This is a genomic window from Kitasatospora sp. NPDC093679 (genome assembly GCF_040683455.1).
GTDB classification, from domain to species: domain Bacteria; phylum Actinomycetota; class Actinomycetes; order Streptomycetales; family Streptomycetaceae; genus Kitasatospora; species Kitasatospora arboriphila.
In genome coordinates, this window is record NZ_JBFBDW010000069.1 from 25,645 (window position 1) to 38,087 (window position 12,443).

Consider the following 12,443-nt stretch of genomic DNA (forward strand, 5'->3'; position numbering starts at 1 on the left):
CGGGGCCGCTCCCCCGGCCGGAGGAGCGGCCCGGCCGTCAGCGGCCGCGCGGCGCGCGGGCCGCGGCGAGCAGCTCCTCGGCGTGCGCACGGCCGAGTTCGGAGTCCTCCAGGCCGGCGAGCATCCGGGAGAGCTCGCGGACCCGCTCCTCGTCGGTCAGCGCCTTGACGCCGCTTCGGGTGACGGTGCCGTCGTTGGTCTTCTCCACCACCAGGTGCCGGTCGGCGAACGCGGCGACCTGCGGCAGGTGGGTCACCACGACGACCTGCGCGGACTCGGCGAGCTTCGCCAGCCGGCGGCCGATCTCCACCGCCGCCTTGCCGCCGACGCCCGCGTCGACCTCGTCGAACAGGTAGGTCGGCACCGGGTCGGCACCGGCGAAGACCACCTCGACGGCGAGCATCACCCGGGACAGCTCACCGCCCGAGGCGCCCTTGGCGATCGGCCGCGGCTGCGCCCCCGGGTGCGGGGCGAGCAGCACCTCGACCTCGTCCACGCCGTGCGAGCCGTAGGCGACGGTGCGCTCGCCGACCTCCAGGCCGGACGGGTCGTCGACCTGGGTGATCGCGAAGGTCACCCGGGCGTGCGGCATGGCGAGTTCGGCGAGTTCGGCGGAGACGGCGGCCGCGAACCGGTCGGCCGCGGCGTACCGGGCGGCCGACACCTCGGCCGCCAGCTCCGCCAACTCGGCCCGCAGCTCGGTCTCCTGGGCGCCGAGCTCGTCGATCCGCTCGTCGTCGCCGTCGAGTTCGGCGAGCCGCAGCGAGCCGGCCTCGGCCCACTCCAGCACCTCGGCGAGGGTGCCCTCGGCACCGGCGTACTTGCGCAGCAGCTGGCCGAGGACGGCCCGGCGGTCCTCCACCGCGGCGAGCCGCACCGGGTCGGCGTCCAGGTCGTCGGCGTAGCCCGCGAGGTCGCCGGCGACGTCGGCCAGCAGGTAGCCGACCTCGTTCAGCCGGTCGGCGAGGGCGGCGAGCCGCTCGTCGTGGTGGCGGACGGCGTCCAGTGCACGGCGGGCCTGGGCGACCAGGGTGCCCGCGTCGACCGCGTCCGGGTCGGCCGGGTCGCCGGCCAGGGCGGCGTGCGCCAGCGTCGCGGAGGAGGAGAGCGCGTCGGCGTGGCCGAGCCGCTCGGCCTCGGCGGCGAGCTCCACGTCCTCGCCGGCCACCGGCTCGGCGGCAGCGACCTCCTCCAGGCCGAAGCGCAGCAGGTCCGCCTCCTGGGCGCGCTCGCGCGCCCGGGTGGTCAGCTCCTCCAGCGTGGCCGACACCTCGCGCAGCCGCCGGTACACCTCGCGGTAGCGGGCCAGCGGACCGGCGACGGCCCCGCCCGCGTACCGGTCGAGCGCGCCGCGCTGCCGGGAGGGGCGCAGCAGCCGCTGCTGGTCGGTCTGGCCGTGCACCGCGACGAGGTCCTCGCCGAGCTCGGCCAGCAGGCCCACCGGGACGGCCCGGCCGCCGACGTGGGCGCGCGAGCGGCCCTCGGCGGAGACCGTACGGCTGATGAGCAGTTCGCCGTCGTCCAGCTCGGCCCCGGCCTCCAGGGCGCGGGCCACCACCGGGGAGCCCTCGGGCAGGCTGAGCCGGCCCTCGACCACCGCGCGGTCCGAACCGTTGCGCACCAGGGCCGGGTCCGCCCGGCCGCCGAGCAGCAGGCCGAGGCTGGTCACCACCATGGTCTTGCCCGCACCGGTCTCGCCCGTCACGGCCGTGAATCCCGGTGCCAGTTCGACCACGGCGTCGTCGATCACGCCAAGATCCCGTATCCGCATCTCGTCCAACACGGTGACGACCTTACGAGGTACCACCGTCGATGCGCGACGAGCCCGGCCCCCGCAGCACCAAGTTCATCCCTTCCGGGCCGGTTCCCGCGTTCCCCCGGACGCCCGGAACCGGCCCGCCCCGGCCGGGCCGCCACCGGTCGTGGGCCGTTCAGGACGCGGACCCTCCGGGCACGGTGCACCAGCGCAGGAAGAACTGGGCGAGCGGTCCGATGGCCAGCGCGTAGGCGATCGTCCCGACGCCGAAGGTGCCGCCGAGCAGGATGCCGGCGGTGAGCACGGTCAGTTCGATGCCGGTGCGGATCAGCCGCAGCGAGCGGCCGGTGCGCCGGTGCAGGCCGGTCATCAGGCCGTCCCGCGGGCCGGGGCCGAGCCGGGCGCCGATGTAGAGGCCGGTGGCGAGGCCGTTCAGGACGATGCCTGCGGCCAGCAGCGCGATCCGGGCGGGCAGCGCGTGCGGCCCCTCGACCAGCCGCAGGGTGGCGTCCATGGCCGCGCCCAGCACCAGCACGTTGCCGACCGTGCCGACCCCGGGTCGCTGCCGCAGCGGCACCCACAGCAACAGGACGCAGGCACCGACCAGCGTCACCCAGGTGCCCACGCTCAGCCCGAAGTGCCGGGCCAGGCCCTGGTGGAGGACGTCCCAGGGATTGCCGCCCAGCGAGGCGCGCAGCATCAGGCCCATGCTCACGCCGTACAGCACCAGCCCGGCGGCGAGCTGGGGCACCCGGCGGCCCAGCCGGGACGGCGGGCGCGGCACGTCACCGGCGGCGGGCACGGGGGCGTCGGGGGCCGCCGGGGCGGCTGTGTCGGCTGTGTCGGCTGTGTCGGGGACGGTCCCGGCGGTCGGTGGAACGGTCTCGGCGGAGGGCGCGGCGGCCATCGGGTCTCCCTTGCGGTGATGCGCGGACTGGCGCCATCATGGGCGGTCCGCACGACGCCCATCCAGGTCCAATTCGAATCAGGTGGACTGGAAAATTCCGATGTCCGAGTGGCACACCACCATCACCCCGCCCGCCTTCGCCCGGCTATTGCGGACGGCCCGCGCACCCGACGGCGACGGCCGCCGCTCCGCGTACCGCACGCTCGCCGGACAGGTCCGGACGCTGCTCGCCGACGGCCGCCTCCCGGTCGGCACCCGGCTGCCCGCCGAACGCGAACTCGCCGCCGAACTGGCGCTCAGCCGCACCACCGTCGCCACCGCCTACGAGGCCCTGCGCACCGACGGCTACCTGCGCAGCCGCCGCGGCGCCGGCAGCTGGACGGTCCTGCCGGAGGGCACCCGACCGCCCGCCGACGCCCTGCAGCCCGTCCCGCCGGACCAGCGCGACACCGTCATCGACCTGGGCGTCGCCGCCCTGCCCGCCCCGCAGCCGCACCTCGGCCGGGCCGCCGCCCGCGCCCTGGAGCAGCTGCCCGCGTACGCCGCCGGGCACGGCCACTACCCGACCGGCGTGCCGGTGCTCCGCGAGGCGATCGCCCGCCGCTTCACCGCCCGCGGACTGCCCACCTCCCCCGACCAGATCCTGGTCACCACCGGCGCCATGGGCGCCCTGCAACTCGCCCGGCGGGCCCTGCTCGGCCGCGGCGACCGGGTCGCCGTCGAGGCGCCCAGCTACGCCCACAGCCTCCAGCTGCTGCGCCGGGCCGGCGCCCGCCTCGTCCCCGTCCCGCTGGCCCGGCCGACCGGCCCGCAGCCGCAGTGGGACCTCGCCGCCTGGCGCCGCGCCCTGCGCGACTCCGCGCCGCGGGTGGCGTACGTCGTCCCGGACTTCCACAACCCGACCGGCGCGCTCGTCCCCGAGGAGCAGCGCCGCGCCCTGCTGTCCGCCGCCCGCGCGGCCGGCACCGTGCTGCTCGTCGACGAGACCACCGCCGAACTCGGCTGGGGCATCGACGACGACGCCCTGCCCCGGCCCACCGCCGCCCTCGACCGCACCGCCCAGGTGATCACCGTCGGCTCGGCCAGCAAGCTGCTCTGGGGCGGGCTGCGGATCGGCTGGCTGCGCGCCGCGCCGGCCCTGGTGCGGCAGTTGGCCGCGGACCGGGTGTTCGGCGACGTCGGCACGCCCGTCCTCGACCAGCTGATCGCCGCCGAGATGATCGCCGAACAGCTCGACGAGGTCCGGGCGCACCAGCTGCAGCGGCTCCGGGCGAGCGCCGACGCCCTCGCTGCGGAGCTGCGGCTGCGGCTCCCCGGCTGGGAGTTCACCCTGCCGCCGGGCGGCCTCGCGCTCTGGCTGGCCACCGCCGGCACCTCGGGGACGGCGCTCGCCCGGGCGGGCGAACGGATCGGCGTCCGGCTCGCGGCCGGCGCCCGGTTCGGGGTGGACGGCGCGTTCGAGGACTACCTGCGGATCCCCCTGACCGTGCCGCCCGCCGCCGTACCGGCAGCGGTGGAACGGCTGGCCGAGGCCGCCGCCCGGGCCGCCCGCGGCAGCGGCCGCGCCCCGGCCGGCGGCGATCCCCAGCCGCTCGCCGTCTGACCCGACGTCACCCGCTCCTCCGGCCGACCGGCCGTCACCGACCGGTCGGCCGGAGGGGGATCGCCTGCGGGTCCTACGGAGGATCAGTGGTGGTTGCCCGCCCGGCCGCGCCAACCCGTCACCGGCAGCGCGAACTTGGCCACCAGCCGGTCGGTGAACGGCGCCCGGTGCAGCCGGGCCAGCCGCACCGGCGTCTTGCCGCGGCGCACCTCCACCCGCGCCCCGGCGGGGAGTTCGACCGAGCGGCGGCCGTCCAGCCAGAGCACCCCGTGCGGGGTCTTCTGCTGCACCTCCACCGCCAGCACCGACTCCGGCGAGGTGACCAGCGGCCGGGCGAACAGCGCGTGCGCGCTGATCGGCACCATCAGCAGCGCCTCCACCTCCGGCCAGACCACCGGCCCGCCGCCCGAGAACGCGTAGGCCGTCGACCCGGTCGGCGTCGCACAGACCACCCCGTCGCAGCCGAAGTTGGACACCGGCCGGCCGTCGACCTCGGTGACCACCTCCAGCATCCGCTCCCGGGCCGCCTTCTCGATCGACGCCTCGTTCAGCGCCCAGTCCTCGTGGATCACGTCACCGTTGGTGCGCACCAGGACGTCGATCGTCATCCGCTCCTCGACCTCGTAGTCGGCGTCGACCACCCGCTCGACCACGACCGCGAGGTCGTCCCGCTCGGCCTCCGCGAGGAAGCCCACCCGCCCCAGGTTGATCCCGAGCATCGGCAGCCCCGACTCGCGGGCGAGCTCCGCCCCCCGCAGCAGCGTGCCGTCGCCGCCCGCGACGAGGATCAGCTCGCAGCCGTCCGCCGCCCCGTGCCCGCCCGGCACCCGCTCGACCCCCTCCGGCAGGTCGAGACCGACCGCCTCGGACGCCAGCAGCCGGATTCTGATCCCCGCCTTCAGCAGGCCGTGCACCAGCCCTTCCACGCTGCGCAGCGCCGCCTCGCGGCCGGTGTGCGCGATCAGGAAGACCGTACGTTCATCGCTCATGCCCGCTGCCCTCTCCCTAACGTCTGCAGGATCGTCGTCGACCCGCACGGCCTCCACCGCGCCGCGGCGGGGGCAGGACGTCCGTCGAGCACCCTATCGGGGGCCCTCCGCGACGGCCCGGTCCGCCTCGGCCGGGTCCAGCTGCGGCGCGTCCCGACGCAACCACAGGAAGTACTCGACGTTGCCGGACGGCCCGGGCAGCGGGCTGGCCGTGACCGCCCGCACTCCCAGGCCGAGCCGCCAGGCCTCTCCTGCTACCTGACGGATCGTCTCGGCCCGGAGTTCCGGGCTGCGCACGACACCGCCGCTGCCGAGCCTTTCCTTGCCGATCTCGAACTGTGGCTTGACCATCAGCACCAGGTCTGCATCCGGCGCGCTGCAGCCCGCCAGCGCCGGCAGCACCAGACCGAGGGAGATGAACGACAGGTCGCCCACCACCAGGTCGACCGGCGTCCCGCCGATCCCCTCCACGGTCAGCTCCCGCACGTTGGTGCGGTCCATCACGGTCACCCGCTCGTCGCTCTGCAGCGACCAGGCCAGCTGCCCGTAGCCGACGTCGACCGCCAGCACGTGCGCCGCCCCGGCCCGCAGCAGCACGTCGGTGAAGCCGCCGGTCGACGCACCGGCGTCCAGCGCCCGCCGCCCCTCGACCACCAGGCCCTGCGGCACGAACGCGGCGAACGCCCCCGCCAGCTTGTGGCCGCCGCGCGACACGTAGTCCGGGTCGCTGTCGTCCTTCGCCACCACGACCGCCGCCGAGGTCTCCACCTGGGTCGCCGGCTTGGTCGCCGTCGTCCCGCCGACCGTCACCCGGCCCGCCGCGATCAGTTCGCTCGCGTGCTCCCGCGAACGGGCCAGCTTGCGGCGCACCAGCTCCGCGTCGAGTCGGCGTCGTGCCACTGCCACTGCTGTTCCATCTCCTACGTGCCCCTCCGGCCGGCACGGCCGGGGCGGGCGGTCACTCGTCGTCGAGGGCGGCCAGGATGTCGGTCAACCGCTGGTGAACATCTTCGTACACCGCGGGGTGCGCCTCGGTCTCCGCCCCGTCCAACGCCTCCAGCCGGTCCAGCGCTTCGTCCACGGCGGGGTGACCGGTGCGGGCGGACTCAGGCACCGCCGTCCTCCTTCGGGGCCCGGCGGGTCACCGTCTTCTTGACGACGGTCTTCTTCACCGCCGCCTTCTTCACGGCGGCCGGCTGCGCGGTCGTGCGCTTCGCCGTCGCCTTGCGGGTGGTCGTCTTCTTCGTGGTCGTCTTCTTCGCGGCGGTCTTCCCGGCCGCGATCTTCTTCGCGGCGGCCGGCCGGGCGGAGGACTTCTTCGCCGGCGTGCGCTTCGCGGGCGCCTTCTTCGCGGCGGGCTCCCCGTCCGCGGCAGCGGTCCCGGTCTCCGCGGCGGTCTCCTTGGCGGTCCCGGTCTCCTCGGCGGTCCCGTCCCGCTCCGGCGCGGCCTCGGCCGGCACCGCGCCGTCGGAGCGAACGGGCTCCGGCCGCGGTTCGGCGACCGCCGGCTCGGGCTCGCCGTCGTCCCAGCCGGCGTCGAACAGGCCGTCCGCCCGGTTCGCGGGCTTCCCGGCCGTACGCGGCGCCGGTGCCACGTCCTCGTCCTCGTCCTCGTCGACCGCGCGGAGCTTGCCCTCCAGGTAGCTCAGCACGACGCCGACCTTCACCATCTGGTCGCCGACCCGCTCGAACACCCGCTCCACCTCGCCGCGGGCCACCCCGACGGCGAGGTCGACACCGGCCCGGCCGACCGTCACCGCCTCGGCCGCCAACACCTGCAGCGACCGCACCGAGGACGGCATCTGCTCGGTCACCCGCTTCTCCACCGCGGCGACGTCCACGCCGCTGCGCTCCAGCAGGTCGGACGCCGCCCCCACCACCCGGCGGCCCGCCTCCTCCGCGATCCCCGTCGCGACCACCACCACGCCCCGCACCGCATCACGCAGCATCCGAACGCCTCCTCCGCTTGCCCGGGTCCGCTCCGACGCTACCCCGTACCGCCCCCGCACCGCTGCACCGCACGACCGGCCGGGTTCCCCCGCTGGGTTAGCGTGGGGGCGATCGGACGGCCGCCCGGCCCTCCGACCGCGGTCGACGGGAGCAGGACGGCGATGGCCACCATCGAGGAGTGCCGCGCGGCACTGGAACAGCTCAGCCGCAACCTGGCCGGCTCCGAGGGCGACGTCCGCAAGGCGGCCGCCATGGACCGCTCGCTGACCTGCCACATCACCGACCTCGACCTGACCTTCTCCGGCCGCCTGCGCGACGGGCGGATCGCAGACGTGACCGAGGCCCCCGGCAAGCCCGCCGCCAAGGCCGACATCCGGCTCGCGATGTCCGGCGACGACCTGGTCGCCCTCGTCGGCGGCCGGCTCAACTTCGCCTCCGCCTGGGCCGCCGGCCGCGTCCGCCTGGAGGCCGGCTTCCGCGACCTGCTGCGGCTGCGCACCCTGCTCTGACCGCCGGGGCGGCCGCGGCTCAGAAGCCGAGCTCGGCCAGCGCCTTCCGTCCGTCGGCGGGGGCGCCGTCCGCGTCCAGCGCCGTCCAGGCCGCCGCGCAGAGCGCCCGCAGGCCGTCCCAGCGGTCGCCGGAGCCGCCGAGCACCAGCACGCCGTCCGCCGCCCGCGCCGTCCAGCCGCCGCAGGCGTACCCGCCGTCGGCCGCGGAGACCTCCGGCTGGGGGGCCAGCAGGCCGCGCAGATCGGCGGCCAGGTACGTCGGCCGGTGCTCGGCCGGTGCGGCGAGCAGCTGGGCGGGCGTGGCGATGCCGGTGAACACCAGCAGGCTGTCGACCCCGCCGTTGAAGGCGCCCTCGATGTCGGTGTCCAGCCGGTCGCCGACCACCAGCGGCCGCTTCGCGCCCGTGCGGATCACCGTCTCGCGGTGCATCGGCGGCAGCGGCTTGCCCGCCACCTCCGGCTCCTCGCCGGTCGCCGCCCGGACGGCCGCAACCAGCATCCCGTTCCCCGGCGCGATGCCGCGCCCGGTCGGCACCGTGAGGTCGGTGTTGGAGGCGATCCACGGCAGCCCCGCGGCGACCGCGTACGAAGCCTCCGCGAGGTCCTTCCAACCCAGCGACGGGTCGAAGCCCTGCACCACCGCGACCGGCTGCTCGTCCATCGACCGGACGGCGACCAGGTCGTGCTCGGCCAGCGCCTCGACCAGGCCGGCGCCGCCGCACACCAGCACCTTCGAGCCGGCCGGCACCTTCGCCGCGACCAGCCGGGCCGCCGCCTGCGCCGAGTTGATCACATCCTCGGCCTCGGCCGGCACACCGAGCTCGGTCAGGTGCTCGGCGACCACCCGCGGCGGCCGCGAGGCGTTGTTGGTGACGTAGGCCAGCCGCATCCCGGTGTCCCGGGCCTGCGCCAGCGACTCCACGGCGTGCTCGATCGCGTGCGGCCCCGCGTAGACGACGCCGTCCAGGTCAAGCAGCGCGGTGTCGTACGCCTCGGTGAGCGGCCGCGCGGACCCCTCCGGAGCGGTCCGACCCCGGCTCTCTCCCGTGGTCGTCGCTGCAGTGGCCCGGCTGGTCGCGGTGTCCGTCATCGGCTGCTCGTCCTCGTTCCGTCGTCGTGCATCGTCGTGCATCTTCGTGCGTCGTCCATGGGATGCCGTGCGTCGTCGCTCGGGCCGCGGCGCCGTTGCCGCACCTCACTCCGCGCCGTCGGGCTCCTCCGGCGGCGCCAGACGGCCCGGCGCCCCCGGCGCTCCCGGCAGCAGCGGCCCGAAGGCCCCGGCCCGCGCGGCGAGCGTCGCCCGGGTCTGCCTCAGCGCAGCCCGGTAGTGGGCGTTCTCCGGCCGCATGGCCACCGCCAGCGCCAGGTGCTCGGCGGACGACTCGAAATCGCCCAGCCGGGCCGCCGCCACGCCCCACCCGAACTGAGCGTAGTCGTCGGAGGGATCGGCCAGCGCAACGGCCCGGAAGCTCTCCAGCGCCGCCGCGTACGAGCCGGTGTCGAACTGGGCGCGGGCCAGTGCCTCCCGGATCGACCGGGAGTCGGGCTCCGCCTCCGCCGCGCGCGCCAGCAACTGCACGGCCGCCGCCGGGTGCCGCTGGTCCAGCAGTTGCACCCCGCGCCGGAACCAGTCGTACACGTCGCCCTCCGGCGCACCCGTGCCCTCACTGCCGCCCACCCGCTCCGAGCCTCCACCCATGCCGTCCCTCGCTCCCGGTCCCGGCCCGCCCCGTCACCGGGTGCCCGGCCTCTCCACCGATCTGGCAACGCTCCCCACCCGGTGAACATGCCCCGTTCCGCACCCGTGATCACGTCCCCGGCGTGCCCCGCGGCCCGTGCACTGATACCGATACGGAGGGACGCCGCCGCTCCTGCTGCGATCCTGTACGTGAACACCGGCCCCCCGATCGGAGGCAGGGGTTTCCACGCGAGGAGATTCGATGAGTGCACCCAGTGCGGACAGCGGAGCTGCGGCTCCGGCGGGCGGCCCCGGCGACCCCGGACACGTCGCGACCGCAGGGCTGTCCCTGTCCCCCTTCCGCGGCCTGCGGTACGTCCCCGACCGGGTCGGTACCCTCGCCGCGGTCACGTCGCCGCCGTACGACGTGGTCGACCCCGGCCGCCGGCAGGACCTGGAGACCGCGGACCCGCACAACGTGGTCCGGCTGATCCTCCCCCGCCCCGAACCGGAGGACGCCGGGGACCGCCCGGACCGCGACACCCGCTACCGGCACGCCGCCCGGCTGCTCTCCGAGTGGCAGCAGCAGGGTGTGCTCGCCCCCGACCCGGCACCGGCGCTGTACGTCTACGAGCAGCGCACCCACGAGGCCGGCGGAGGCACCCTGCAGCGCGGCCTGATCGGTGCCCTCGCCGTCAGCGGCCGCGAGGCCGGCGTCGTGCTGCCGCACGAGGACGTCATGCCGCGGCCGGTCGCCGACCGGGTCGGCCTGATGCGCACCACCCGCGCCAACCTGGAACCGCTGCTGCTCACCTACCGCGGCAACGGCGGCGCCGCCGGTGTGATCGAGCGCGCGGCCCGCCGCGAACCGCTGCTCGCCACCACGACCAGCGACGGCACCGACCATCGGCTCTGGGCGGTCACCGACCCCGTCGACTTCGCCGAGGTCACCCGCGACCTCGCCACCTGCCGGGCCCTGATCGCCGACGGCCACCACCGCTGGGAGATGTACCTGCGGCTCCAGCGCGAGCACCGGCACCTGCCGCGCAGCCCCTGGGACCGCGGCATGGTGCTGCTCGTGGACACCGCCCGCTACCCGCTCAACGTGCGGGCGATCCACCGCGTCCTCTACCGCCTGCCGGTCTCCGCCGCGGTCGCCGCGCTCGCCCCGCACTGGCAGGTCAAGGAGGTGCCCGGACCGCTGGACACGGCCCTGCAGGCCCTCGCCGAGGCCAAGGAGCACGGCGGCAACGCCTTCCTGCTGACCAGCGGGGACGGGGTGTACCGGCTGGTCGGCGAACCGGACGAGGAGCGGATCGCCGCGACCGTCCGCACCGACCGGCCCGAGGAGTGGCGCCGGCTCGACGCCACCGTCCTGCACGAGACGCTGCTGGACCACACCTGGCAGGTCCCGGACGCCCCCGACCACATCGGCTACCTGCACACCGCACGCGCCGCCGAGCAGGAGGCCGCCCGCAGCGGCGGCACCGCCGTCCTGCTCCACCCGGTCCAGGAGCGGGTCGTCCGCCGGCTGGCCGAGCAGGGCGTCACCATGCCCCGCAAGTCGACCTCCTTCGGCCCCAAGCCGGCGACCGGACTGGTCCTGCGCTCGCTCGCCCTCGGCTGACACCGGCCGCACGGCACACGGCACACGGCACACGGCACACAACGACGGAGGGCCCCACCGCGGCTGCGGTGGGGCCCTCCCTCACTCCGGTCCCGGGGGACGCCGGATCAGTCGCGCCGCTGCGCGTCCTCGCCGCCGTCCTTCGCCTTGGGCGCCCCGTCCTCGTCGTCCTCGTCGATCTCGAGGTCGTCCTCGTCGTAGTACTCCTCGACGTCTTCCTCGTCCTCGTAGATGACGCGGTCGTCGCCGATCTCGTCGTGCGCGATCTTGCGGGCGGGGGCCTCGGCCTGCTCGGCCTCCTCCTCCGCCTCGTCCTCGGCCAGCGCGTCGACGAACTCCAGGCCGTCGATCTCCGCCAGCCGCTCCGAAGCGTTGGTGGAGCCGTCGGTGTCGGCCTCGGCGGCCTTCGCGAACCAGTCGCGGGCCTCCTCGCCGCGCCCGGCGGCGATCAGCGCCTCCGCGTAGGCGTACCGCAGACGGGCGGTCCACGGCTGGACGGAGCTGGACGCGAGCTCGGGGCTCTGCAGCGTCACCACGGCGGCGTCGAACTGCTCCATGTCGCTGCGGGCACCCGCGGCGACCAGGCGCATCTCGACCTGGCCGGCCTTGTCCAGCTGCTTCACCTCGGGCTCGCCGGCCATCGCCAGCGCGCGCTCCGGGCGGCCCAGACCGCGCTCGCAGTCCGCCATCACCGGCCACAGGTCGGCACGACCGGTCATCCGGCGGGCGGCGCGGAACTCGGTCAGCGCCTCCGAGTAACGCTGCGTCATGTAGGAGGCGAAACCGGCCGCCTCACGGACGCTCGCGACGCGCGAGGCCAGCCGCAGCGCGACGCGGGAGTACTTGTAGGCCTCCTCCGGCTCGCTGTCGAGCAGGCGGGCGACCATCACCAGGTTGCGCGCGACGTCGTCGGCCAGGGTCTTCGGCAGGCTCTTCAGGTCCTGGCGCACATCGGCGTCGATCTCGAAACCGGTGACGTCCTCCGGGATCGGCAGCCGCTGGACGGGCTCCTGCGAGCCACGGCGGTCGTCGTAGTCCCGACGGTCGTCACGGCGGCCCTCGAAGCGCCCGCCTCGGTCACCACGGTCACCGCGGTCACCGTACGGCCGGCTGCCACCGCGGCCACCCCGGTCGCGGTCGTCACGGCCGCGGTAGCCGCCGCCACCGGACGGACGGTCCCCGTACGAGGGGCGGTCGTCCCGACGCGGGCGGTCGCCGTACGAGGGACGGTCGTCACGACGGAACTCGCCACGCGGGCGGTCGTCCCGACGCTCACGGTCACCGTACGAAGGACGGTCGTCGCGACGCGGACGGTCACCGTACGAGGGACGGTCGTCACGGCCGCGGTAGCCACCGCCACCGGACGGACGGTCCCCGTACGAGGGGCGGTCGTCCCGACGCGGGCGGTCACCGTAGGAGGGACG

12 protein-coding genes are annotated in these 12,443 nt (G+C 75.7%); 3 read left to right on the forward strand and 9 right to left on the reverse strand.

The annotated features are described in order from the left end of the window. Nucleotides 1–37 precede the first annotated feature (37 nt). Entirely contained in the window at nt 38–1,771 is a 1,734-nt protein-coding gene (gene recN / locus AB0O09_RS34925; RefSeq protein ID WP_363548943.1) for a DNA repair protein RecN, read from the reverse strand. 160 nt (nt 1,772–1,931) lie between these two features. Further along, complete coding sequence (locus AB0O09_RS34930; RefSeq protein WP_363548925.1) at nt 1,932–2,663, reverse strand: hypothetical protein; 732 nt, start codon at nt 2,661–2,663, stop codon at nt 1,932–1,934. 100 nt (nt 2,664–2,763) lie between these two features. Between AB0O09_RS34930 and AB0O09_RS34935 the strand changes: the two genes are divergently transcribed. After that, nucleotides 2,764–4,266, forward strand: a complete 1,503-nt coding sequence (locus tag AB0O09_RS34935; RefSeq protein WP_363548927.1) for a PLP-dependent aminotransferase family protein — start codon at nt 2,764–2,766, stop codon at nt 4,264–4,266. Between the two features lie 83 nt (nt 4,267–4,349). Here the strand turns inward: AB0O09_RS34935 and AB0O09_RS34940 are convergent, their stop codons facing one another. From AB0O09_RS34940 to AB0O09_RS34955, 4 genes are all read right to left on the reverse strand, one after another. Then, on the reverse strand, nt 4,350–5,255 hold the full coding sequence (locus AB0O09_RS34940; RefSeq protein ID WP_030273388.1) for an NAD kinase: 906 nt from the start codon (nt 5,253–5,255) through the stop codon (nt 4,350–4,352). Between the two features lie 93 nt (nt 5,256–5,348). Next, complete coding sequence (locus AB0O09_RS34945) at nt 5,349–6,155, reverse strand: TlyA family RNA methyltransferase (RefSeq protein ID WP_363548945.1); 807 nt, start codon at nt 6,153–6,155, stop codon at nt 5,349–5,351. Between the two features lie 58 nt (nt 6,156–6,213). Further along, nucleotides 6,214–6,369, reverse strand: a complete 156-nt coding sequence (locus AB0O09_RS34950; RefSeq protein WP_363548929.1) for a hypothetical protein — start codon at nt 6,367–6,369, stop codon at nt 6,214–6,216. After that, on the reverse strand, nt 6,362–7,204 hold the full coding sequence (locus tag AB0O09_RS34955) for a hypothetical protein (protein ID WP_363548931.1): 843 nt from the start codon (nt 7,202–7,204) through the stop codon (nt 6,362–6,364). The genes AB0O09_RS34950 and AB0O09_RS34955 overlap by 8 nt, the downstream gene beginning before the upstream one ends. A 162-nt stretch (nt 7,205–7,366) precedes the next feature. On the opposite strand from AB0O09_RS34955, the gene AB0O09_RS34960 reads away from it, so the two are divergent. Continuing rightward, complete coding sequence (locus AB0O09_RS34960; RefSeq protein ID WP_359981662.1) at nt 7,367–7,714, forward strand: SCP2 sterol-binding domain-containing protein; 348 nt, start codon at nt 7,367–7,369, stop codon at nt 7,712–7,714. 19 nt (nt 7,715–7,733) lie between these two features. On the opposite strand, the gene AB0O09_RS34965 is transcribed toward AB0O09_RS34960, so the two are convergent. Together AB0O09_RS34965 and AB0O09_RS34970 are read right to left on the reverse strand one after the other, a co-directional pair. After that, nucleotides 7,734–8,804, reverse strand: a complete 1,071-nt coding sequence (locus tag AB0O09_RS34965) for an HAD-IIA family hydrolase (RefSeq protein WP_363548947.1) — start codon at nt 8,802–8,804, stop codon at nt 7,734–7,736. Between the two features lie 105 nt (nt 8,805–8,909). Then, nucleotides 8,910–9,413, reverse strand: coding sequence for a tetratricopeptide repeat protein (locus AB0O09_RS34970; RefSeq protein WP_363548933.1), 504 nt, complete (start codon nt 9,411–9,413; stop codon nt 8,910–8,912). A gap of 241 nt (nt 9,414–9,654) precedes the next feature. On the opposite strand from AB0O09_RS34970, the gene AB0O09_RS34975 reads away from it, so the two are divergent. Continuing rightward, entirely contained in the window at nt 9,655–11,019 is a 1,365-nt protein-coding gene (locus AB0O09_RS34975) for a DUF1015 domain-containing protein (protein WP_363548935.1), read from the forward strand. 107 nt (nt 11,020–11,126) lie between these two features. On the opposite strand, the gene AB0O09_RS34980 is transcribed toward AB0O09_RS34975, so the two are convergent. Then, nucleotides 11,127–11,969: a tetratricopeptide repeat protein gene (locus tag AB0O09_RS34980; RefSeq protein ID WP_363548937.1), complete on the reverse strand. Its 843-nt coding sequence runs from the start codon at nt 11,967–11,969 to the stop codon at nt 11,127–11,129. Nucleotides 11,970–12,443 lie beyond the last annotated feature (474 nt).